Below are 22,624 nucleotides of genomic sequence, written 5' to 3'. Positions count from 1 at the left end.
GAAATGTAATAAAACCTCCCGGTTTTCATGGGGGGGTTTGGGGGGGCTCTGGCCCTTGACTGTTGATTCAACATGGAGAGATCGGGATGGTATTTTCATCCAATGTGTTCCTGTTCCTGTTCTTGCCGATCTTTCTCGGCTTGTACTACTTGAGCGGGCAACGCTATCGCAACCTGCTGTTATTGCTGGCCAGCTATGTGTTCTATGCCTGGTGGCGCGTGGACTTCCTTGCGCTGTTCGCCGGCGTCACCCTGTGGAACTACTGGATCGGCCTGAAAGTCGGCGCCGCCGGCGTGCGCACCAAACCCGCCCAGCGCTGGCTGTTGCTCGGCGTGGGTGTGGATCTGTGCATCCTGGGCTACTTCAAGTACGCCAACTTCGGTGTGGACAGCCTCAACGCGATCATTACCGGCTTCGGTCTCAATCCGTTCATCCTGACCCACGTGTTGTTGCCGATCGGGATCTCGTTCTACATCTTCGAGTCCATCAGCTACATCATCGACGTGTATCGCGGTGATACCCCGGCGACCCACAACCTGATCGACTTTGCAGCGTTCGTGGCGATCTTCCCGCACCTGATCGCCGGCCCCGTGTTGCGTTTCCGCGACCTGGCCGATCAGTTCAACAACCGCACCCACACCCTGGACAAGTTCTCCGAAGGCTGCACGCGCTTCATGCAGGGCTTCATCAAGAAGGTGTTCATCGCCGACACCCTGGCGGTGGTGGCCGATCATTGCTTTGCCCTGGAGAACCCGACCACGGGCGATGCCTGGCTCGGCGCCCTGGCCTACACCGCGCAACTGTACTTCGACTTCTCCGGCTACAGCGACATGGCCATCGGCCTGGGCTTGATGATGGGCTTCCGTTTCATGGAGAACTTCAAGCAGCCCTACATCAGCCAGTCGATTACCGAGTTCTGGCGGCGCTGGCACATCAGCCTGTCGACCTGGCTGCGCGATTACCTCTACATCACCCTGGGCGGCAATCGCAAAGGCACGCTGATGACCTATCGCAACCTGTTCCTGACCATGCTGCTCGGTGGTCTGTGGCACGGCGCGAACATCACCTACGTGATCTGGGGTGCCTGGCACGGTATGTGGCTGGCCATCGAAAAAGCGGTGGGGATCAACACCACGCCACGCAGCATCAATCCGATCCGTTGGGCACTGACGTTCCTGCTGGTGGTGATGGGCTGGGTGATCTTCCGTGCCGAGAACCTGCATGTGGCCGGCCGCATGTATGGCGCCATGTTCAGCTTCGGTGACTGGTCGCTGTCGGAACTGACCCGTGCCAACCTCACCGGCCTGCAAATCGCCACGCTGGCGGTGGCCTACGCCACCCTCGCCTTCTTTGGCCTGCGCGATCTCTACACCAATCGTCCACCGGTCAAGACCAAGCCTGAAGTGAACACCGAGGCCGATGGCCCGGCCACTGCACAACCGGGACTGATCAAGGCTGTACCGGGCGACAACCCGTCGAGCATTCATCAACCGGGCTACACCGTGGGCGTCGAAGCCCAGGTGCAACCGGCGTACTGGGTCGCTGACTGGCCGCGCTACGTGATGCGCACGCTGGTGCTGGTGCTGTTCATCGCCTCGATTCTCAAACTCTCGGCGCAAAGCTTCTCGCCGTTCCTTTACTTCCAGTTCTGAGGGATCTGAACATGACCCGCTCATTACGCATCTTCTACATCGCACTGTTCCTGCTGACCTTGACGGTCCTGGGCCTGTGGTCGGTGCGCAGCTTCTTCGGCTTCAGCACCAACCCTGATGCGACCGTGCTCAACGGTCGTTGGAGCAAAGCCGTCGAGACGCACTACGACGACGAGTTCCCGATCAAGCGCCTGGGCACCAACATCTGGGCGGCACTGGACTACAAGCTGTTCAACGAGGGCCGCAAAGGCGTGGTCCTGGGTCGCGATCAGTGGCTGTACAGCGACGAAGAGTTCAATCCGATCGTCAACGAAGAGCAAAACCTGCAAGGCAACTACGCGCTGGTCGAAGGCGTGCGCCAGAAGCTCAAGGAACAGGGCATTACCCTGGTGATGGCGATCGTGCCAGCCAAGGCGCGCCTCTACCCGGAACACTTGGGTGAAGTGAAGCCGTCCAGCATTCACGCCAACCTCTATCAGGATTTCCATGCCCGTGTGGCGGCAGACAAGATCCTGGCCCCTGACCTGCTCGGCCCGATGCAACAGGCCAAGCAAAACGGCCAACAAGTGTTCCTGCGCACCGACACCCACTGGACTCCCGAAGGCGCGCAGGTCGCCGCCGAGAAGCTGGCGAAGACGATTGCCGAGCGCACCCCACTCAACGGCGAGCCACAACGTTTCGTGACAACGCCAGCGGAAAAAATCATCCACAAGGGCGACCTGCGTCAGTTCCTGCCCCTGGACCCGCTGTTCGAAAACCTGATGCCAGCCCAGGAGCCGCTGGTCAAGCGCACCACCCGTGAAGCCGACGATCAGCCGGCCGAAGGCGACGCGCTGTTTGCCGATGCCCAAGTGCCCGTGGCGCTGATCGGCACCAGCTACAGCGCCAACCCCACCTGGAACTTCGTCGGTGCCCTCAAGCAGGCCCTGAACAGCGACGTCGTGAACTACGCCGAAGACGGCCATGGCCCGATTCTGCCGATGCTCAGCTACCTCAAGAGCGACGCCTTCAAGAACAGCCCGCCCCAGGTGCTGATCTGGGAGTTTCCTGAACGTTATCTGCCTGTGAACAACGAAATCGGTGACGCCGACCCGCAGTGGGTCGCAGAACTCAAGCAAGCCGGCGCACGCCAACAGAACGTAGCCGCCAACACCCCATCCGAGACGCCCGACCGGGCGCAAAACTGAAAGAGAGGTCCACCATGACTTTCACTACAACTCCTCGCCGTCTCGCCGCTCGCTCCCTCAAGGCTGTTGCCCTGGTTGCCAGCATGAGCGCCCTTTCACTGTCCGCCTTTGCCGGAGGTGACTCGGCCCTGTATGGCCCGGTTGCGCCAAAAGGGTCGAGCTTCGTGCGGATCTACAACGCCAGCAACGCCGAAGTCAGCGCGACCGTCGGCAGCACCAACCTGAGCGACGTAGCACCACTGGCCAGCACCGACTTCAGCTTCATGCCTGGCGGCGACTACAGTGCCAAGGTCGGCAGCCAGACCGTCCCGGTAAAGCTGGCTCCCGATCACTATTACACCCTGGTCAACAACGCCAGCGGCCAGCCTCAGTTGATCGAAGAACCGCCATTCAAGAACAAGCAGAAATCCCTGGTTCGCGTGCAGAACCTTAGCGACAAGCCGCTGACCCTCAAGACCGCCGACGGCAAGACCGAAGTGGTCAAGACCGTAGCGGCCAAGAGCCGTGGCGAGCGTGAAATCAACCCGGTGAAAGTGAGCCTGGCGCTGTTCGACGGCGACAAGAAAGTCGGCGACCTCAAGCCCGTGGCCCTGGAACGCGGCGAAGCGGCCGTGCTGTACGTCACCGGCTCCGGCAGCAGCCTGTCGCCAGTGTGGGTAAAACGCCCGGTGTCGACCCGATAAGAGCAGCGGCAAGTTTCCAGCTTCAAGCGGCAAGCTTTTGCTTGCAGCTTGAAGCTCAAGGCTTGCCACTGCCGCAGGAACAACAACAAGAGAGTGAAACGACAGAACGCAGTAGCTCTAAAAACCATTTCGATTTGTAGGAGTAACAAACATGATTCCGGTGATCTTGTCAGGTGGTAGCGGCTCACGTCTTTGGCCGCTTTCGCGCAAGCAATTCCCTAAACAGTTCCTGGCCCTGACCGGCGAACATACCCTGTTCCAGCAGACCCTCGAGCGCCTGGTGTTCGAAGGCATGGACACCCCGATCGTGGTCTGCAACAAAGACCACCGGTTCATCGTCAACGAGCAGTTGACCAACCGCAAGCTGGAAGCCCAGCGCATCCTGATGGAACCGTTCGGGCGCAACACCGCGCCGGCCGTGGCCCTGACGGCGATGATGCTGGTCAATGAAGGCCGCGACGAGCTGATGCTGGTCCTGCCGGCCGACCACGTGCTGGAAGACCAGAAAGCCTTGCAGCGTGCGTTGGCCCTGGCCACCGTGGCCGCCGAGCGTGGCGAAATGGTTCTGTTCGGCGTACCGGCCACCAAACCGGAAACCGGTTATGGCTACATCAAGTCGACCAACGACGCCCTGCTGCCTGAAGGGGTGAGCCGCGTTTCGCACTTCGTCGAAAAACCCGACGTCAAGCGCGCTACCGAGTTCGTCGAAGCCGGTGGTTACTTCTGGAACAGCGGCATGTTCCTGTTCCGCGCCAGCCGTTTCCTCGAAGAGCTGAAAAAACACGATCCGGACATCTACGACACCTGCCTGCTGACCCTGGAGCGCAGCGAACAGACGGCCGATACCATCACCTTTGACGAAGCCACTTTCGCCTGCTGCCCGGACAACTCCATCGACTACGCGGTGATGGAAAAGACCCAGCGCGCCTGCGTGGTGCCACTGTCGGCCGGCTGGAGCGATGTCGGCTGCTGGTCGTCGCTGTGGGAAGTCAACGCCAAGGATGCCAACGGCAACGTCACCAAGGGCGACGTCGTCGTCCAGGACAGCCGCAACTGCATGATCCACGGCAATGGCAAGCTGGTGTCGGTGATCGGCCTGGACAACATCGTGGTGGTCGAAACCAAGGACGCCATGATGATCGCCCACAAGGACAAGGTCCAAGGCGTCAAGCAAATGGTCAACACCCTCAACGCCCAGGGCCGCACCGAAACCCAGAACCACTGCGAGGTCTATCGTCCATGGGGTTCCTATGACTCGGTGGACATGGGCGGTCGTTTCCAGGTCAAGCACATCTCGGTCAAGCCGGGCGCATGCCTGTCGCTGCAGATGCACCACCACCGCGCCGAACATTGGATCGTGGTCAGCGGCACCGCTGAAGTGACCTGCGACGAGAACGTGTTCCTGCTCTGCGAAAACCAGTCGACCTACATCCCGATCGCCTCGGTTCATCGCCTGCGCAACCCGGGCAAGATCCCGCTGGAAATCATCGAAGTGCAGTCCGGCAGCTACCTGGGCGAAGACGATATCGAACGCTTCGAAGACATCTACGGTCGCTCCACCCCGGTCGAACGCGGCGTGTCGGTGAAAACCATCGCCCAATAACGATCAGCAGAACAAGAAGCCCCCGTCCAGCCCACTGCGTCCCCTATCCGCAGTGGGTTGGGTGGGGGCTTTTTTATTGATTGACCACTCGCTTGGCATCAAACTTTTCGGCAATCCTGGCCGAGCGCGGATTGACCGCGTCCGTTCTGATTTTTCTGATGTCCGCGCCCTTCGAAATGGCCTTGATTGCATGCACCGTCAAGAATGTACCCACCCCCTTCAGGATCGGCAGTCGCGCCACTGAGGTGGCCTGCGCCAACGCCTCTTTCTTCAAGGTCCCGCCATCCTGGGTTTCAGGGTGGACGACCACTTGCACAACATCCACTTCGGTTTTTCCCTTCGTTGTAAACGCGTTCAATTCGGCCAGACCATAAATCTGTCGCTCTTCAGGTGGTTTCAACTTGTCGGATTTTTTCATGACCGCGAAAAAGCGCCGCTCAACGACGAAATCAGGGTGCCTGTTCAACGCGTCCGGATCGATCGGCTCGTCCACGAATACATCATTGGCACTGCGCAACATGTAACTGGAAATGCTTGCCCCCAGACCGAAGTTTGAAGGTTGCCCAACGACCTTCGAACTCGATGTTTCGCTGGAGAGGGCTTTATAGCGTTGCTTGTAGCGTTGTAGATTCTGTTTGACCTCATCCCCTCCCACCAGATAGTCATTGAATGCACCGACCTCCACCACTTTGAAGTCATTCACATCGCTGAACTTTCCTGTGGCTTCCTTGAACACGCCAACCCTGCTCGTAAGCGCTGCCGCTGTGAGCTTCAGTCGGTTTTTTACGCCCACTTCTATTTCGTACTTGCCAGTCTTGTTGAGCCCGTCGGCGTCCCGAAAAGTCAGCGGGTTATTGCTCACCATCGCGTACAGATTCAGCCCATCGATATCTCCCGCAGGGTCTGGATTCAGCCAGCGCTGCAGACCGGGCATGTAGTACCGATAGCCGTAGTAATAGAACCCTGTTGCATCCCGCTCCTTGCCCGAGTAACGAACCGTCTTGTAACTGACCTCGATCACATCTTCCCCGGCCAGGTACGCGGTCTCGCCGAAAGGATAGAAGTGCTCGCGGCTGATGATTCTCCCGTCCTGGGCAAGCTCCAGACTGGTCGAACCCAATTGGTCGGTAAAACTGTATCGATAGAGGTCATTGGCCCCCGCAGGTGATGGGCTTTCCCAATGCAATACCCGCACACTGTTGAGCCCACCCTGGACGATGATGACCTGGAGAGACTCCCCAGTGCCGCTGTCGGCACGCAGTTCCAGCCCAGGCAAATAACGCACCTCGGCGGTCAGCGTCCGGGCACCGGCTTGCAGAGTGCGCAATTTGCGAACGCGCAGACCGCTGCCGTCGTAAACATAAATCTCACCGTCGTTAAGCCTTGAGGCGCGTTCGATGGGGGTGACCGAACTCAACTGGTTGCGCAGATCCCAAGCCAGGAAACGCCCCTCGTCCTGTTCCAGACAATTGCCCCGCGCATCGAACGCGGCGCAGATTTCATCTTCCGTTGGGGGCACGCCGTTGCGGTACGGCAAACAACGATTGCTGTAGCGGGCCGCTTGCAACTGGCGGCCATGATTCTGAGCGCCGACATGGGTCAGCTCCAGCAGGTTGCCGCTTTCGTCGTAGCGATAGGTCTGCCGGTAGTTGCTCACCGCCGCCGGGTCGACGCGACCAACGGACTCCGGTCCCTGATTGGCAGCGCCCGCCTCCCAGCCGCTGGCTTCAAGCAATTGGTAGAGACTGTCGTAGATAAAACGACTGATCGGGTTGATACGCTGATTGGCGAAGTAGCGCACCGGCAGGGCCTTGTCCTCGATACTCAGCACGTTACCCATGGGGTCATAGGTGTAGAACAGGTCTTGCAGCACCTGATCAGCGCACCTGGCGTGGCGTTCCATCAGCCGGCCATCATCGGGACTGTAGCTAAGTGTGGTCTGCACGCCGTTACCGGCCGTTTCTTGCTCTATTTGCCCCTCGGCGCTGTAACGGATATCCCTGACCAGCGGCTGCCATGTGTCCTGCCCGTTTAATAACAAGTGATTTTCATGCAACCGGCCATCGCGGGTCAGTCTCTTGCGTTGTCGATGGCCCAGGGCATCCATTTGCTCCAGCACGTCGCCCTGGGGGCCAAGGCACCAGGTTGACCGGGCTCCCTCGCCGGGCTCGAGCAGTGTTTCGCGCTCGGCTTCCGGCTCCGGCCAGTCGGGAGTGACGGCATCAAGGATGAAGCGACGGTTCTGGACAAGGTTTTGCGCGGTGAGGGAAAACGACTCCAGCAGCACGCTACCCGCCGGGTCATCGTGACGGATCAACTGCCCGTACTGGTTATGGTCGCGATCGCCCCGGCCCGGGGAACCGTACTTCAACCGCTCCATGCACCGACGCAGTTGCCCGGCGCCTTGTTCGAGCACCACCACGGGACGGAGCAGGTCGTCGTAGCCCACCTCGCGATGCGTGCCCCGACCGTCCCACGCCCGCAAACCCTCGCCGGCGAGCCCAGGCAGATCGATCTGCCTGCCCGCATCGACGCTATCGGTACGCAGCGCGGCAGCGGACAGCGAATAAACCGTCGTAAGGTTGGCCGGCGCCGACTGATCGTCTGGTTGCAAGCGCCACAATCGAGGATCCCACTGTTTTGCCAAACGACCGGCGGCATCGAAAAGGCTGCGAGTGACGCGCTCTTGCGTGGGCCCGTTCTCGATGTTGCGCCAATAGTCGACCGAACGAACCGGTAAATTCCTTGGGTCAAAGGCCATCAGCCTCGGGGTTCTCTGATCCATGCCCATCTAATCAGACCTCTTGGTCGTAGCACCGCAGCGTCGTAAACGGCATCTAACAAGGGCAGACAACCCTTGCCTACTGTCAGATATGACAGCGGCGACCGACGGCCCGAGACGGATGAATACCCACGGCCCGCCCCCTCCGGTAGGATGGTGTGACGGTAACGGAGGCTTCACCCATGCTTATCGGCGTCTTGCTGGTCATCACCTGGCTCATCCTGCTGCTGCGCTATCCGGCCAAGGCGTTGCCGGTGTCCCTGGCGGCGTTCGTCGGGCTGGGACTGGTGGCCGCGTGGGTACTCTGGGAGGACAGCCGCGAAACCCGGCAACTGGCGCGCCTGGATCTGCGCGTCACTTACGCCCCCGAACGCTGCCCGGCCGACCGTCCGCTGTTGCTGAACATGACCAATGGCAACGATGTACCGCTGATCGAACTGCGCTGGCGAATCGCGGCGTATGCACCCGGCGACACCATCAACCTGGCCGACAATCAGTACACCGCACCTCGTTACAGAGGCCCAGGCGAGTTGCAGCCCGGCGCGGACTGGCAGGATTGCCTGCCCCTGCCGCCACTGCGTCCCGGCTACCGCCCACAAACCCTGGAGTTTCGCGCCGAACGATTGCAAGGCAGCTTCTCCAACTGATCCCCTCTCACTGTTTGCATAAGGAATGGCTATGCCCGTTGCGTTGATTACCGGATGTTCCAGCGGCATCGGCCGCGCCCTCGCCGATGCCTTCAAGGCCGCCGGCTATCAAGTATGGGCCAGTGCACGCAAGGATGAGGACGTGGCGCTGCTCAGTGCTGCCGGGTTTACCGCCATACAACTGGACGTCAATGATGGCCCGGCCTTGGAACAGTTGAGCGAACGCATCAACCAACAACACGGCGGTCTCGATGTGCTGATCAACAATGCCGGCTACGGCGCCATGGGTCCCTTGTTGGACGGTGGTGTGCCGGCCATGCAGCGCCAGTTCGAAACCAACGTGTTCGCGGTCGTCGGAGTGACCCGCGCACTGTTCCCGGTGCTGCGCCGGGCCAAGGGATTGGTGGTGAACATCGGCAGCGTTTCCGGCGTGCTGGTGACGCCATTTGCCGGCGCCTATTGCGCCTCGAAGGCGGCGGTGCATGCCTTGAGCGATGCGCTGCGCATGGAACTGGCACCGTTCGGCATCCGCGTGATGGAAGTCCAGCCCGGCGCCATTGCCTCCAGCTTCGCCAAAAATGCCGGCCATGAAGCCGAGCAACTGATCAGCGAACAGTCACCCTGGTGGCCTCTGCGCGACGGCATCCGCAGCCGCGCCAAGGCGTCCCAGGACAACCCGACCCCGGCCAGCGATTTTGCCGCAGGACTGCTCAAGGCCGTGCAGCAACCCAGGCCCCCGCGCCTGCTGCGCTTGGGCAATGGCAGCCGGGCGTTGCCGTTGATGGCCGGTTTGCTGCCCAAGGGGTTGCTGGAAAAAGGCTTGATGAAGCGGTTCGGGTTGGGTGGGTCGCTGTAAAACACAGGGTAAACACGCATGAAACCCTGTGGGAGCGAGCCTGCTCGCGATAGCGACGGCACAACCAACCTCCTTGCCCACTGAAACACCGCTATCGCGAGCAGGCTCGCGCCCACAATTATCCGTGGGCGTCAGCGCTCGGTTTGGGATCGACCACCACCGTACAGGTCATCCCCGCCGCCAGCAGCACGCCGTCCGGCACTTCGTCGATATGGATCCGCACCGGCACCCGCTGCGCCAGGCGAACCCAGTTGAAGGTCGGGTTCACATCGGCGATCAACTCGCGGCTTGCGGGGTTGTCACGGTCGTAGATGCCCCGCGAGATGCTTTCCACATGCCCCTTGAGCACCTCGCCGCTCATCAACTGCAACTGCGCCGAATCACCGACCCGCACCTTGGGCAGCTTGGTTTCTTCGAAGAAGCCGTAGACCCAGAACGAATTCATGTCCACCACGGCCATTTTCGCCTCGCCGATGCGCGCATAGTCGCCCCGATGCACGTTGAGGTTGGTGACATAACCGTCCACCGCCGCGCGGACCTGGGTACGGGCCAGATTCAGTTCGGCGGCCTCCAGTTGCGCCTGGGCGTGCTGGTAATCGGCCAGGGCCGAGTCGGCAATGTTACTGGCGTCGTCACGGTTTTCCCGGGAGATCACCAGGCTGTCCAGGTCGGCACGCCGATGCGCGTTGACCTTGCGCATTTCCCAGGTCGCCTTGCGCGAGGCCACCAAAGAGCGAGCCTGTTTCACCGCAATGCGGTAATGCTCGGGGTCGATGCGCATCAGCAGGTCGCCCTTTTTTACCAACTGGTTATCACGCACCGGTACCTCGACCACCTCACCACTGACGTCGGCGGCGACGTTGATGATGTCGGCGCGCACCCGACCATCACGGGTCCACGGAGTGTTCATGTAGTGCACCCACAACACCCGGCCGATCCACAGGGCAAGGGCCAGCACCAACAGCGTCGCAAGCAGGCTGAAAAACTTTTTCATCGCATTGATCTCAACGGTAGACCGTCAGCGCCAGCGCGCCAAACAGGCAGGTAAACAGACTCAGGCGCAGCAGCGCCGGGTGCCAGAAGAAGCGGTACAGGTCCAACCCCGACAGAAAACGATCCAGGGCCCAGGCCAGGGCGGCGGCGATGAAAAACATCAAGGTCATGGTGGGCATGTACACGCCATGGAAGGCGATTTCACGAGGCATGTTCGGGTTCCTGGGGCAGCGGCCTGGCGTAGGCCGCCAATGGCGATTGCGGGTCCAACAGCGAGGTGCGGATGAAATGCAGGTAGCTTTTCACCCGGCGCAGGGCTGAGGTGTCGAAATGCGGGGCGAAGGGTTCGTCACTGGCCTGTACGCGGCTGATGGCATGGTCGACCGCCAGCAGGGCGCGCTCCAGATTGCTCTGGCCGGGCTGACGAAACAGCCGCACCAGCGCCCGCCCCATCACGCGGATCGCCTGGCGCCAGGGCTGGCTTGGAGCATAGGCCGGATGCACGGGCAAGATCGCCTGTTCCTTGCGCAATTCGATAATCGCGTGGCCGACTTCCAGGACCACAAACATCCAGCGCAACAGATCCCGCTGCACCCCAGGTTGCCCCGCCGCCAGTCCATAAGCCTGATGCAGCAAGTCCCGGGTGCGACTTTCAAAGCCCGAGGCCAGGCCCTTGAGCCGGCCGCTGATGGCAAACACCACCTGCTCGCGCAGGTCTTGTTCGAGCCGGCGCCACAACCAGCGACTGTTGGGCGGCAGAATGATTGCCCCGGCAGCGGCACATACCAGCATGCCAAGGATCATCGCGAGGTAATCGTTGATGAAGGTGTAGGGGTTGTAGACCGTCAGGTTGTCGGGCACCGAGCCTGTGCAGAAGAAGATCAACAACCCCAACCCGACCCCGGCGTATTGCGGTCGCGAGCTGAGGAATGAGCCCAACATGATCACCGGCGCCAACATCACGCAGAGCAAGGGGAAGCCATCGATCAGCGGGAAGATGAAAAACATCTCGACGAAACCGATCAAGGCCCCGAGCAGCGTGCCACACGCCATCTGGAACGCCATGCGTTTGGGGTTGGGCGTGGCGGCCGACAAGCCCACCGTGGCGGCGGCAATCATCGTCATGGTCGCACCGCTCGGCCAGGCCGTGGCGACCCAATAGCTGCCCAGCACCAGCAGGATGAACGCTGCCCGAAACCCCGACGCCGCAGCCGCCAGACCGTTGGTCTGCGGCATGAAAGGTTGGTCCCATTGCTCGCGTTCGTGGCGATGATCAGCCAGCGACGCATGGGTCTGGGCGTAGCCGTGCAAGTCATCGACGAAGCGATACAGCAGCTCATAGGCGGTGTGGAAATCCAGCCGTTCTGCCTCGCTCGGATCTGTTTCTTCGAACACCCCACGCAGCGTGCGGACCTGTGCCGGCAAATCGGCTTTATAGGTTGCCAGCTCCGCCGCCAGGCGCGCGGCATCTTTATCGGTCAGGGCGCGGGCGCTAAAACCGTCCAGCAACTCGGCCAACGTTAGCAGACCCGGTTTAATGGCATTCACCACATGATCCACCCCGCGGCTGCGTAGACGTTCGAGCAACTGGTGCAAGGCGTTGAATCGGGTGGTGATGCCCATGAACTCGCTGTTCAAGCGGCTGAGCCGACCGTTGCGCCGACGCATGTGCGGGTCTTCGAACACCGTCACGCTGCGCAGGCTTTCCAGGCCCACGGCTTCGGCAATGAAACCGACGTTACGCGCCTCGAATGCCTCGCGTTTGCTGCGTCCACGCAAGCCATCCGTGACAAACAGGGCGAACACTCCAAAGCGTTGGTACAGGGCGTTGCGCATGGCGGCGCTGGCGGTTTGCGGCAAGATCGCGGCGCTGATCAGGGTCGCGCAGAGAATCCCCAGGGAAATTTCCAGCACACGCCAGACCGCCGCCATGAACGCGCCTTCCGGATGAGCCAGGGCCGGCAGACCGATCATGGCCGCGGTGTAGCCGGCCAGCACAAAACCATAGGCCCTGAAGTTGCGATAACGCGCCGCGCCCGCTGAACAGACGCCGACCCAGATCGCCAGACTGCCCAGAAACAGTTCGGTGTTCTGGGCGAACAAGGCAATCAGCGCCACCATCACCGCCGAGCCGGCCAGCGTGCCGAGCAAGCGATAGAAACTCTTGGCGAACACCTGCCCGCTCTGGGGCTGCATGACGATAAACACCGTGATCATAGCCGTGCGCGGTTGCGGCAGCTCCAGACGCATCGCCAGCCACAATGTCAGGAAGGCGGCGAGCAGCACTTTGAAAATGTAGACCCACGTCACACCGTCGCTGCGAGCCCAGTCGAAGAAACCACGGCGCCATTCGAGGCGGTACAGCCAGCGGGCAGGAGCGCATAAAGACATCACAATAGAACTACTCAACATGGCTCAAGTCAGGGATGTCCTTGCCGGCGTCCAGGCCACCGCCCAACGCCGTCACCAGGTCGGCATGGGCCGTCAGACGCGCCGCCTCCACTTGCTGCTGCACCTGTTGCTGCTTGAACAACAGGCTTTGGGCGTTGAGCACGTTGAGGTAGTCAGTGAGCCCGCGCTGGAACGCAACCATCGCGATGTCGTAGGTGCGTTGCGCGGCGGCCACCGACTCAGCAGCGAAGACGTGTTGTTTGTCCATGGACTCACGGCGGATCAACTGATCGGAAATGCTCTTGAGTGCATCGACCAGCGTCTGGTTGTAGTGGGCCACGGCGATGTCATAACCGGCCGCCGCCTCCCCCAACTGTGAGCGCAGGCGCCCACCGTCGAAAATCGGCAGTGTGATGGCCGGTCCGACGCTGTAGTTGAGCTTCTTGCCGGTCAAGAACTCCAGCGCCCCGCCACCGGTCGCCATGTAGCCGATACTGCCCACCAGGTCGACATTGGGATAAAACCCGGCACGCGCGACATCGATACCCCGTGCCTGAGCGGCCACTTGCCAACGCCCGGCCACCACGTCCGGACGCTGGCCGAGCAATTCGGCGGGCAAGGCCGACGGCAACTTCAAGGGCGCACCGAGGGCCAGGGTCGGGCGCTGCAGCCGCGCCCCGTCTCCTGGCCCTTTGCCCGCCAGCGCCGCCAGTTGATTGCGGCTCAAGGCAATGGCTTCGTCGAGGGCGTCGAGTTGCCGATGGGTCTCAGGCAATGGCGCCTGGGCCTGGCTGACTTCGAAATGGGTGCCGATGCCGCCGTCCAGACGCTTTTGCGCCAGTTCGAGAATCTGCTCCTGCTGATGGAGGGTCGCCACGACGATATCGCGCTGGGCATAGTGCAACGCGAACTGGATATAGGTGCGCACGATGTTGTTCTGCAACTCCAACTGCGCCTGCCGCGCCTCGGCCACGCTGACATGAGCCAGGTCGACGGCCCGCTCACTGGCGTTGCGCTCGCGGCCCCACAGGTCCAGCGCATAGCTCAAGCCCAGGCCCGCGTTATTGTCCCAAGTGGTGGTGTCGGCCAACTCGCCAGGGCCATAGAACTGATCGGTGGGCCAGTTGTGGCGCTTGAGGGTCGCTTGACCATTGATCTGTAGCGACTCGGCAGCCTCGACGACACCGGCCATGGCCTTGGCCTGCCGCACGCGGGCAGCGGCCAGGGCCAGGCTCGGGCTGTCATGCACGGCCAGGTCGATCCAGCGATCCAGTTGCCGGTCGCCATAGGCATTCCACCACTGGCCGGTGGGCCAGTGAGCATCACGGGCAGCCTCGCGGATCGCTTCATCGGTGGCCAGTTGATTGGCCGACAATGCCTGGCCTTGCGGCGCAATCCCTCCCGTGCCGATGCAACCGCTGATGGTGAACGTTAAAAGCCAAACACTGAGAGTCTTCAGCTCTCTGCTGATGCAACGCGGCACTTGCGCAAAATTCCTGAGATGGGGAGGCGTGAAGAGGCTGAATGCCCGGTGACGCAACTGTGGGAGCAAGCCTGCTCGCGATAGCGTCCAGGCAGACACATTGAGGGGAATGTGATGCCGCCATCGCAAGCAGGCTCGCTCCCACAGCAATCAGCGATCCAGGATTGGCCGCAATTCTAGGCACCCCATCGAACGGCGATAAGCCGACCTTTCTGCGAATCTTTGTTACCGTTACTGCGATAATCCATTAGTCGGGGTCCGCTGCGCTGTAACTTCGTGTCACAATTTGCCATCTCCCAAGAGAGCCTCCCATGGACACTTTGCAAAACATGCGTGCGTTCAGCTGTGTTGCTGAAGCGGGCAGTTTCACCGCCGCTGCCGTGCAACTGGATACCACCACAGCCAACGTTTCGCGTGCGGTTTCCAACCTGGAAGCCCATCTGCAAACCCGCCTGCTCAACCGCACCACCCGCCGCATCGCCCTGACCGAGGCCGGCAAACGCTATCTGCTGCGTTGCGAGCAGATCCTGGCGTATGTCGAGGAGGCTGAAGCCGAGGCCAGCGATGCTCACGCACGTCCTGCCGGGCAGTTGAAGGTCCATACCATGACCGGCATCGGCCAGCATTTCGTGATCGATGCCATCGCCCGCTATCGTAAAACCCATCCCGACGTGACTTTCGACCTGACCCTGGCCAATCGTGTGCCGGACATCCTGGACGAGGGTTACGACGTTTCCATCGTACTGGCCAGCGAATTACCGGACTCGGGCTTTGTCTCCCAGCGCCTGGGGATCACCTACAGCATCGTCTGCGCATCACCTGCCTACGTGAAAGCCAGCGGCTGCCCGCAGAAACCCGGCGACCTGCTCAACCACGCCTGCCTGCGCCTGGTCAGCCCGGTCATTCCGCTGGAGAAATGGGTATTTGACGGCCCCGAAGGCCAAGAGATGGTCACCATCAGCAACTCACCGTTCCTGGTGAACTCCGCCGATGCCATGAAAACCGCGATCACCAGTGGCATGGGCGTGGGCGTGTTGCCGGTGTATGCCGCCATCGAGGGCTTGCGCAATGGCACGCTGGTGCGGGTCATGCCCAACTACCGCTCCCAGGAACTGAACCTCTACGCCATCTATCCTTCGCGCCAGTACCTGGATGCGAAGATCAAGACCTGGGTCGAGTACCTGCGCGGCTCGCTGCCGGAAATCCTCGCGGCGCACCAGGCCGAACTGACGGCCTATGAGTTGAGTGGCAGTCTGGCCGGTGCACGGGTCGCGAACTGATTTCGCGCCCGTGCTCCAAGGGTGATATCAGCGCTTGCCCATCGAGCGACGCGTGCCGGGAGGCGCGGCGCCAGGGGTCTTGGTATGACCGTTCTTCGCGCCGTTCTTGTACCAAGGCTGCTGCCCGGCCCCTTTGGCCGCGGCCAGCTCACCGGGCTTGAACGGAAACTTGAAGGTCGGGATCGCGTTGACGCTCTCGCCGCTGGAAACATCGCTGTCGGGCCGGTCGGCCTGTTCGCCGTTCGGGCGTTCGTCCGCGGGCGAAGGTGTTGGGGAAGTCATGTAAAGCTCCGGGTAATGCGTGCAAGTCGGGCCCGGAGAGCGAGCCGCGAAAGTCGGCAGTATACCCGCCCGATACCAGCGCGCGCAGGGCGGATTCAATCGGCCCTTCACTCGTCTGACAGCAAGTCGGGACAAAACTGACAAGCCCGTCAGTTAGGCGTCACCTTCCTGACCACCTCACAACGCTATATAAGAAAGATAAAAATCCCTCTGTCCTGAACCGGCCTCCCACATCCATGCACATCCAGAAAAAAACCGTCTTGCTCGTCGCGCTCCTGGTCGCTCTGGCGGCTGTCGCCCTCTGGTATGTCATGAAGCCTGTCACCGCCAAACCCGGCGCGCCCGTGGCCGTGCCGGTAAGAGTGATCAGCGTGGTGCAAAAGGATGTGCCGCGCTTTGCCAGTGGCATCGGCACGGTGTTGTCACTGCACAGCGTGGTGATCCGCCCGCAGATCGACGGCATCCTCACTCAACTGCTGGTCAAGGAAGGGCAACAGGTCAAGAAGGGGGAACTGCTGGCCACCATCGACGACCGCTCGATCCGCGCCAGCCTTGACCAGGCCAGGGCCCAACTCGGTGAAAGCCAGGCACAACTGGCGGTCGCCCAGGTCAATCTCAAGCGTTACAAATTGCTCAGTGTCGACGACGGCGTATCGAAACAGACCTACGACCAGCAACAGGCACTGGTCAACCAGCTCAAGGCCACCGCCCAGGGCAATCAGGCGGCCATCGATGCCGCCCAGGTGCAGTTGTCCTACACCCGGATCCGCTCCCCGGTGACCGGTCGCGTCGGCATTCGCAACGTGGACGAAGGCAACTTCCTGCGCACCAGCGACACCGAGGGCTTGTTCACCGTGACCCAGATCGACCCGATCGCAGTGGAGTTCGCCCTGCCCCAACAAATGCTGCCCACCTTGCAACGGTTGATGGCCGCCCCCGAGCAAGCGCTGGTCCAGGCCTACATAGGCGCTGATGGGACCTCCGGTGAAATGCTCGGCGAGGGCCGCCTGAGCCTGATCGACAACCAGATCAACGCCAACACCGGCACCCTGCGGGCCAAGGCTGAATTCAGCAACGCCGCGCAACGGCTATGGCCAGGGCAGTTGGTGACATTGAAAATCCAGACCGCACTCGACAAGGACGCCCTGGTGGTTCCACCGACCGTGGTTCAGCGCGGCCTGGAGCAACCTTTCGTGTACCGAATCACCGGCGACCGGGTAGAGAGCGTACCGGTGGTGATGGTCTACCAGGACAGTGACCTGCACATCATCAAAGGGGTGAGCGCGGGCGATCAACTGGTGAGCGACGGTCAGTCACGGCTCAAGCCGGGCAGCCGCATCCAGGTGCTCGGTGACCCAGTGGCCCAGGCCAATGTGTCGGAGCCAAAACCATGAAGGGCCGCGGTTCGGTTTCGGCGTGGTGCATCGACCATCCCATCGCCACGGTCCTGATGACCTTCGCCCTGATACTGCTGGGATTGATCGCCTTTCCTCGCCTGCCTGTCGCGCCGTTACCTGAAGCGGAATTCCCGACCATCCAGGTCAGGGCTCTGTTGCCCGGCGCCAGCCCCGAAACCATGGCGTCGTCGGTGGCGACCCCACTGGAAGTGCAATTCAGCGCCATTTCCGGCATTACCCAGATGACCTCAAGCAGTGCCCTGGGCTCGACCAACCTGACCTTGCAGTTCAGCCTGGACAAAAGCATCGACACCGCCGCCCAGGAAGTGCAAGCGGCCATCAATACCGCCTCCGGCAAACTGCCCCAGGACATGCCGAATCTGCCCACCTGGCGCAAAGTCAATCCGGCCGACAGCCCGGTGTTGATCCTCAGCATCAGCTCCAGCCTGATGCCCGGCACCGAATTGAGCGACTACGTCGAAACCCTGCTCGCCCGGCAACTCAGCCAGATCGATGGCGTGGGACAAATCTACATCACCGGCCAGCAACGTCCGGCGATCCGGGTACAGGCCTCGGCGGACCGACTCGCCGCCATCGGTCTGACCCTGGCCGACATTCGCGTGGCGCTCCAGCAGGCCAGCCTCAACCTGGCCAAGGGGGCGCTTTACGGCGAGTCGAGCGTTTCCACCCTGTCCACCAACGATCAGCTGTTCCAGCCGGAGGAATATGGTGAGTTGATCGTGTCCTACAAGGATGGGGCACCGGTTCATCTCAAGGACGTCGCCAAAGTCATCAATGGTTCGGAAGACGCCTACATTCAGGCCTGGTCCGATGAGCAACCGGGGCTCAACCTGGTGATTTTCCGTCAGCCGGGGGCGAACATCGTCGACACCGTCGACCGCATCCAGGCAGCCTTGCCGACCCTGGAAGCCATGCTGCCTGCGGCCGTGCAAGTCAAGGTACTGAACGACCGTACACAGACTATCCGCGCTTCGCTGCATGAGGTGGAGATCACCTTGCTGATCGCGGTGCTGCTGGTGGTGGCGGTGATGGCGCTGTTCCTGCGCCAGCTCTCGGCGACCCTGATTGTCTCAGCGGTCCTGGGCGTGTCGCTGATCGCCAGTTTCGCCCTGATGTATGTGATGGGCTTCAGTCTGAACAACCTGACCCTGGTGGCTATCGTGATCTCGGTCGGGTTCGTGGTGGACGATGCGATTGTAGTGGTGGAGAACATTCACCGGCACCTGGAGGCGGGTGATGGCATGCGCGAAGCGGCGATCAAAGGAGCGGGCGAAATCGGCTTCACGGTGATCTCCATCAGTTTTTCGCTGATAGCCGCGTTCATTCCCCTGCTCTTCATGGGTGGCGTGGTCGGGCGTCTGTTCAAGGAGTTTGCCCTGACCGCCACTTCGACCATCCTGATTTCGGTGGTGGTGTCCCTGACCCTGGCACCGACCCTGGCCGCGCTGTTCATGCGCGCCCCGACGCCTCATGCCCACGGCAAGCGAAGTTTCGGCGAACGCCTGCTGGGTGGGTATGAACGGACACTGCGCTGGGCCCTGGCCCATCAGAGGCTGATGATCGGCGTGTTCGGCGTGACCCTGGCGCTGGCAGTGGCGGGCTACGTATTCATTCCCAAGGGTTTCTTCCCGGTACAAGACACCGGCCTGGTGCTGGGCACCAGCGAAGCCGCCGCCGACGTGTCATTCCCGGACATGGTGGCCAAACACAAGGCCCTGGCCGAGATCGTCGCCGCCGACCCGGCGGTGCAGAGCTTTTCTCACGCTGTCGGCGTCTCGGGTTCCAACCAGACCATCGCCAATGGTCGCTTCTGGATCGCCCTCAAGCCCCAGGATCAGCGTGACGTGTCGGCCAGCGCGTTCATCGACCGGATCCGCCCCAAACTGCTGGGCATCCCCGGCGTGGTGCTGTACCTGAGGGCCGGGCAGGACATCAACCTCAGTCCCGGTCCGAGCCGCGCCCAGTATCAATACGTGCTCAAGAGCAACGACGGACCGACGCTCAACACCTGGACACAAAAACTCACCGACAGGCTGCGCGGTAACCCCGCGTTCCGGGACATCTCCAACGACCTGCAACTGGGCGGCAGCATCACCCACATCAACATCGACCGCAGCGCGGCGGCGCGCTTTGGCCTCACCGCCAGCGATGTCGACCAGGCCCTGTACGACGCATTCGGCCAGCGGCAGATCAACGAATTCCAGACTGAAACCAACCAGTACAACGTGATCCTGGAGCTCGACACCGCGCAACGCGGCCGGGCCGAGAGCCTGGCCTATTTCTACCTGCGCTCGCCGCTCAGTGGAGAGATGGTCCCGCTCTCGGCCCTGGCCCGCTTCGATGCGCCGACCAACGGCCCGCTGTCCATTGCCCACGACGGCATGTTCCCGGCCGCCAATCTGTCGTTCAACCTGGCGCCCGGCGTGGCATTGGGGGATGCGGTGCGCATGCTCGACCAGGCCAAGAACGAGGTCGGCATGCCGGCCTCCATTACCGGTAACTTCCAGGGCGCGGCCCAGGCATTCCAAAGCTCCCTGGCCAGCCAGCCATGGCTGATCCTCGCCGCGCTGTTGGCGGTGTACATCATCCTCGGCGTGCTCTACGAGAGTTTCGTACACCCGTTGACGATCATCTCCACCCTGCCCTCGGCCGGCCTCGGCGCGCTGGTCATGCTGTGGTTGCTGGGCCAGGATTTTTCGATCATGGCGCTGATCGGGCTGGTGCTGCTGATCGGCATCGTCAAGAAAAACGGCATCCTGATGATCGACTTCGCTCTCGACGCCCAGCGCAAGGGTGGGTTGACGCCCCAGGAAGCGATTTTCCAGGCATGCCTGACCCGGTTTCGCCCGATCATCATGACCACCCTGGCCGCCCTGCTGGGCGCCCTGCCGCTGATGCTCGGCTCCGGCCCCGGCGCAGAACTGCGCCAGCCGTTGGGCATTGCAGTGGTCGGCGGCCTGCTGGTGAGCCAGGCGCTGACGTTGTTCACTACACCGGTCATATACTTATGGCTCGAGCGACTGTTTCATCGGCCCGTCCAGCAGCCCGGACCTGCGCCGACGACGCTGGCGACCACAGACTGAGGCGGGGCCATGCGCGTTCTGATCATCGAAGACGAAGAAAAAACCGCGGACTATCTGCATCGCGGCCTGAGCGAACAGGGCTACACCGTGGATGTGGCGCCGGACGGCGTCGAGGGGCTGCACCTGGCGCTGGAAAGCGATTACGCGGTGATCGTGCTGGACGTCATGCTGCCAGGCCTGGACGGCTTCGGCGTGCTGCGGGCCCTGCGCGCCCGCAAACAGACCCCGGTGATCATGCTCACCGCCCGTGAACGGGTCGAAGATCGCATCAAGGGCTTGCGAGACGGCGCCGATGATTACCTGGGCAAGCCGTTCTCCTTCCTGGAGCTGGTGGCCCGCCTGCAAGCCCTGACCCGCCGCAGCGGCAGTCATGAACCGGTGCAGGTCAGCATCGCCGACCTGTGGATCGACCTGATCAGCCGCAAGGCCACCCGAGCAGGCCAACGCCTGGACCTGACGGCCAAGGAGTTCTCGCTGCTCAGCGTCCTGGCACGTCGCCAGGGCGAAATACTGTCGAAAACCGCCATTGCCGAAATGGTCTGGGACATCAACTTCGACAGCGACGCCAATGTGGTGGAAGTGGCCATCAAACGCTTGCGGGCCAAGCTCGACGGGCCGTTCGAACAGAAACTGCTGCACACGATTCGTGGAATGGGTTATGTGCTGGAGAGCAGAGAGTGACTTTGCCCGACAGTATTGCCCTGCGCCTGAGCGGCATGTTCACGCTGGTGGCGGCATTGGTGTTCCTGTTGATCGGCGGAGCCTTGTACCAGCAAGTCGAAAAGGGTCTGGGCCTGCTGCCGGAAGCCGAACTCGATGCGCGCTACAGCGTGCTCGAATCCACGGTCGGTCGCTACGGCACACCCGAGCACTGGGTGAAGATCAATAACAAGTTGCGCCTGCTGGGAGAGGAAGACAAACGCATTCACTTCTGGATCGTCAGTGGCGATCCACGCTTTGAATATGGCAACCCCGATCCACAGATTCGTGCCTTCGCCGAAGGTTCGCTGGGCAAGCGCGACCTGAAACTGGCGGCCCAGCAATACCCGATGAAAGTGCTCGTCAGCCAGTTCCCGGCCAAGGACCAGCGTCCACCGTTGCGCTTCATGATCGGCATCGACACCCAGACGTTCTACCAGACCCAACACTATTTGCTCGTGGCACTGGTGAGCTTGGCGATTGTCGGGGTGATCCTGGCCTCCTTGCTGGGCTACTGGGTAGCGCGTATCGGCCTCAAGCCGCTGATCAAACTGTCCGATGAGGCCAGACGCCTGACACCACCGCGCTTGTCCGGGCGCTTGCAGATGTCACCGTTGGCGCCGGAGCTCAGTCAATTCGTCAGTTCCTTCAACGCCACCCTCGACCGGGTCGAACAGGCGTACTCGCGACTGGAGTCGTTCAACGCCGACGTCGCCCATGAACTGCGCTCGCCCCTGACCAACCTGATCGGCCAGACCCAGGTGGCGCTGACCCGTGGGCGCTCGGCCGAACATTACTTCGAGGTGCTGCAATCGAATCTCGAAGAGCTGGAGCGGCTACGCTCGATCATCAACGACATGCTGTTCCTCGCCAGCGCCGACCAGGGCAACAAAGCCACCAAACTCACCAGCACCTCCCTGGCCGGCGAAGTGGCGACCACCCTCGACTACCTGGACTTCATCCTCGAAGACGCCCAGGTCCAGGTCAGGGTCAGCGGTGACGCCCAGGCCAACATCGAGATCGCCCACCTGCGCCGCGCACTGATCAACCTGCTGAGCAACGCGGTGCGACACACCGCCCCGGGGCAAGTGATCAATGTGCGCATTGAGGCCCTGGGCGACCAGATCACCCTCGCCGTCACCAACCCCGGCGAACCGATTGCCGATGAACACCTGCCACGCCTGTTCGAACGGTTCTACCGGGTAGATGCCTCCCGCAGCAACAGTGGCGCCAACCACGGGTTGGGGCTGGCCATCGTCAAGGCGATTGCGCTGATGCACGGCGGGGATGTCTTCGTGCGCAGTGACCGGGGCGTGAATACCTTCGGGATCCGCTTGCCGGCCTGACACCCCACGCTGTTTAGATCGTATTGGGATGAATTCCAGGCGATTGAATGCTGGATGAAAGCCAAATCAAGCAAAGTAAAAAGATCTCCGCCTTCGGCAGCGCTCACGCGTTATTGCGCGAACACTGATTGCCCGCTCTCACCGATCCAAGCACAATCAGCAAAAGGCCAGCATCTGGTGCATTGCCGGTTATGCAACCCTTTGGGACGGATCCCAGCCACATGACAAATGCAGACATC

General features: G+C 61.6%; 17 protein-coding genes. 11 read left to right on the top strand and 6 right to left on the bottom strand.

Going from position 1 to position 22,624, the window contains the following annotated elements:
- The first annotated feature begins 86 nt into the window (after nucleotides 1-86).
- The 4 genes from HQ912_RS06325 (at nucleotide 87) to HQ912_RS06310 (ending at nucleotide 5,125) form a co-directional block, all read left to right on the top strand.
- Entirely contained in the window at nucleotides 87-1,652 is a 1,566-nt protein-coding gene (locus tag HQ912_RS06325; RefSeq protein ID WP_173406583.1) for an MBOAT family O-acyltransferase, read from the top strand.
- Between the two features lie 11 nt (nucleotides 1,653-1,663).
- Nucleotides 1,664-2,839 carry an alginate O-acetyltransferase gene (locus tag HQ912_RS06320; protein WP_047228838.1) on the top strand — a complete coding sequence of 392 codons (1,176 nt, stop codon included), beginning with the start codon at nucleotides 1,664-1,666 and terminating at the stop codon, nucleotides 2,837-2,839.
- A 14-nt stretch (nucleotides 2,840-2,853) separates the two neighbouring features.
- On the top strand, nucleotides 2,854-3,522 hold the full coding sequence (locus HQ912_RS06315) for an alginate O-acetyltransferase AlgF (RefSeq protein WP_047228837.1): 669 nt from the start codon (nucleotides 2,854-2,856) through the stop codon (nucleotides 3,520-3,522).
- 151 nt (nucleotides 3,523-3,673) lie between these two features.
- Nucleotides 3,674-5,125, top strand: a complete 1,452-nt coding sequence (locus tag HQ912_RS06310; protein ID WP_047228836.1) for a mannose-1-phosphate guanylyltransferase/mannose-6-phosphate isomerase — start codon at nucleotides 3,674-3,676, stop codon at nucleotides 5,123-5,125.
- A 73-nt stretch (nucleotides 5,126-5,198) separates the two neighbouring features.
- Here HQ912_RS06310 and HQ912_RS06305 read toward each other — a convergent pair whose 3' ends face one another.
- Nucleotides 5,199-7,916, bottom strand: coding sequence for an RHS repeat domain-containing protein (locus HQ912_RS06305; protein WP_160893338.1), 2,718 nt, complete (start codon nucleotides 7,914-7,916; stop codon nucleotides 5,199-5,201).
- A 173-nt stretch (nucleotides 7,917-8,089) separates the two neighbouring features.
- Here HQ912_RS06305 and HQ912_RS06300 point away from each other — a divergent pair, with 173 nt between their 5' ends.
- Both HQ912_RS06300 and HQ912_RS06295 read left to right on the top strand, forming a co-directional pair.
- Nucleotides 8,090-8,554 carry a hypothetical protein gene (locus HQ912_RS06300; RefSeq protein ID WP_047228834.1) on the top strand — a complete coding sequence of 155 codons (465 nt, stop codon included), beginning with the start codon at nucleotides 8,090-8,092 and terminating at the stop codon, nucleotides 8,552-8,554.
- Nucleotides 8,555-8,585: 31 nt separating this feature from the next.
- Nucleotides 8,586-9,410 carry an SDR family oxidoreductase gene (locus tag HQ912_RS06295; protein WP_139049192.1) on the top strand — a complete coding sequence of 275 codons (825 nt, stop codon included), beginning with the start codon at nucleotides 8,586-8,588 and terminating at the stop codon, nucleotides 9,408-9,410.
- Between the two features lie 118 nt (nucleotides 9,411-9,528).
- On the opposite strand, the gene HQ912_RS06290 is transcribed toward HQ912_RS06295, so the two are convergent.
- Genes HQ912_RS06290 through HQ912_RS06275 form a run of 4 tightly spaced genes read right to left on the bottom strand, consistent with a single transcriptional unit; the run spans nucleotide 9,529 to nucleotide 14,277 of the window.
- Entirely contained in the window at nucleotides 9,529-10,404 is an 876-nt protein-coding gene (locus HQ912_RS06290) for an HlyD family secretion protein (protein WP_047228832.1), read from the bottom strand.
- A gap of 10 nt (nucleotides 10,405-10,414) precedes the next feature.
- Nucleotides 10,415-10,615: a DUF1656 domain-containing protein gene (locus HQ912_RS06285; RefSeq protein ID WP_024617598.1), complete on the bottom strand. Its 201-nt coding sequence runs from the start codon at nucleotides 10,613-10,615 to the stop codon at nucleotides 10,415-10,417.
- Nucleotides 10,605-12,797, bottom strand: coding sequence for an FUSC family protein (locus HQ912_RS06280; RefSeq protein ID WP_173406582.1), 2,193 nt, complete (start codon nucleotides 12,795-12,797; stop codon nucleotides 10,605-10,607). Before HQ912_RS06280 ends, HQ912_RS06285 begins: the two co-directional genes overlap by 11 nt.
- A 7-nt stretch (nucleotides 12,798-12,804) precedes the next feature.
- Nucleotides 12,805-14,277 carry an efflux transporter outer membrane subunit gene (locus HQ912_RS06275; protein WP_047228830.1) on the bottom strand — a complete coding sequence of 491 codons (1,473 nt, stop codon included), beginning with the start codon at nucleotides 14,275-14,277 and terminating at the stop codon, nucleotides 12,805-12,807.
- Nucleotides 14,278-14,588: 311 nt separating this feature from the next.
- On the opposite strand from HQ912_RS06275, the gene HQ912_RS06270 reads away from it, so the two are divergent.
- A complete protein-coding gene (locus HQ912_RS06270) occupies nucleotides 14,589-15,557 on the top strand; it encodes a LysR family transcriptional regulator (protein WP_047228829.1) in 969 nt (322 codons plus the stop codon).
- A 27-nt stretch (nucleotides 15,558-15,584) separates the two neighbouring features.
- On the opposite strand, the gene HQ912_RS06265 is transcribed toward HQ912_RS06270, so the two are convergent.
- A complete protein-coding gene (locus HQ912_RS06265; RefSeq protein ID WP_047228828.1) occupies nucleotides 15,585-15,839 on the bottom strand; it encodes a hypothetical protein in 255 nt (84 codons plus the stop codon).
- A 236-nt stretch (nucleotides 15,840-16,075) separates the two neighbouring features.
- Between HQ912_RS06265 and HQ912_RS06260 the strand changes: the two genes are divergently transcribed.
- The 4 genes from HQ912_RS06260 to HQ912_RS06245 are packed head-to-tail and all read left to right on the top strand — an operon-like array spanning nucleotide 16,076 to nucleotide 22,385.
- Nucleotides 16,076-17,233 (top strand): efflux RND transporter periplasmic adaptor subunit, encoded by a 1,158-nt coding sequence (locus HQ912_RS06260; protein ID WP_173406581.1) that lies wholly within the window; start codon nucleotides 16,076-16,078, stop codon nucleotides 17,231-17,233.
- The gene (locus tag HQ912_RS06255) at nucleotides 17,230-20,340 is read left to right on the top strand and encodes a multidrug efflux RND transporter permease subunit (protein WP_173406580.1); all 3,111 of its coding nucleotides are present in this window, start codon (nucleotides 17,230-17,232) and stop codon (nucleotides 20,338-20,340) included. The genes HQ912_RS06260 and HQ912_RS06255 overlap by 4 nt, the downstream gene beginning before the upstream one ends.
- Nucleotides 20,341-20,349: 9 nt before the next feature.
- Nucleotides 20,350-21,021 carry a heavy metal response regulator transcription factor gene (locus tag HQ912_RS06250; protein ID WP_047228825.1) on the top strand — a complete coding sequence of 224 codons (672 nt, stop codon included), beginning with the start codon at nucleotides 20,350-20,352 and terminating at the stop codon, nucleotides 21,019-21,021.
- Complete coding sequence (locus HQ912_RS06245; RefSeq protein WP_171061319.1) at nucleotides 21,018-22,385, top strand: heavy metal sensor histidine kinase; 1,368 nt, start codon at nucleotides 21,018-21,020, stop codon at nucleotides 22,383-22,385. Before HQ912_RS06250 ends, HQ912_RS06245 begins: the two co-directional genes overlap by 4 nt.
- Nucleotides 22,386-22,624 lie beyond the last annotated feature (239 nt).

The sequence above is a fragment of the Pseudomonas sp. MPDS genome (genome assembly GCF_013283895.1).
Taxonomy (GTDB): Bacteria; Pseudomonadota; Gammaproteobacteria; order Pseudomonadales; family Pseudomonadaceae; genus Aquipseudomonas; species Aquipseudomonas rhizophila.
The sequence above is the reverse complement of the archived record's forward strand: the minus strand, read 5'-3'. Positions and strand labels throughout refer to the sequence as shown.

Excerpts from the sequence above, each read along its gene's own strand:
- HQ912_RS06310 (WP_047228836.1), top strand. The coding sequence starts at position 3,674 with ATGATTCCGGTGATCTTGTCAGGTGGTAGCGGCTCACGTCTTTGGCCG.
- HQ912_RS06305 (WP_160893338.1), bottom strand. The coding sequence starts at position 7,916 with ATGGGCATGGATCAGAGAACCCCGAGGCTGATGGCCTTTGACCCAAGG.
- HQ912_RS06320 (WP_047228838.1), top strand. The coding sequence starts at position 1,664 with ATGACCCGCTCATTACGCATCTTCTACATCGCACTGTTCCTGCTGACC.
- HQ912_RS06300 (WP_047228834.1), top strand. The coding sequence starts at position 8,090 with ATGCTTATCGGCGTCTTGCTGGTCATCACCTGGCTCATCCTGCTGCTG.
- HQ912_RS06250 (WP_047228825.1), top strand. The coding sequence starts at position 20,350 with ATGCGCGTTCTGATCATCGAAGACGAAGAAAAAACCGCGGACTATCTG.
- HQ912_RS06315 (WP_047228837.1), top strand. The coding sequence starts at position 2,854 with ATGACTTTCACTACAACTCCTCGCCGTCTCGCCGCTCGCTCCCTCAAG.
- HQ912_RS06290 (WP_047228832.1), bottom strand. The coding sequence starts at position 10,404 with ATGAAAAAGTTTTTCAGCCTGCTTGCGACGCTGTTGGTGCTGGCCCTT.
- HQ912_RS06295 (WP_139049192.1), top strand. The coding sequence starts at position 8,586 with ATGCCCGTTGCGTTGATTACCGGATGTTCCAGCGGCATCGGCCGCGCC.
- HQ912_RS06325 (WP_173406583.1), top strand. The coding sequence starts at position 87 with ATGGTATTTTCATCCAATGTGTTCCTGTTCCTGTTCTTGCCGATCTTT.
- HQ912_RS06285 (WP_024617598.1), bottom strand. The coding sequence starts at position 10,615 with ATGCCTCGTGAAATCGCCTTCCATGGCGTGTACATGCCCACCATGACC.
- HQ912_RS06270 (WP_047228829.1), top strand. The coding sequence starts at position 14,589 with ATGGACACTTTGCAAAACATGCGTGCGTTCAGCTGTGTTGCTGAAGCG.
- HQ912_RS06255 (WP_173406580.1), top strand. The coding sequence starts at position 17,230 with ATGAAGGGCCGCGGTTCGGTTTCGGCGTGGTGCATCGACCATCCCATC.
- HQ912_RS06260 (WP_173406581.1), top strand. The coding sequence starts at position 16,076 with ATGCACATCCAGAAAAAAACCGTCTTGCTCGTCGCGCTCCTGGTCGCT.
- HQ912_RS06265 (WP_047228828.1), bottom strand. The coding sequence starts at position 15,839 with ATGACTTCCCCAACACCTTCGCCCGCGGACGAACGCCCGAACGGCGAA.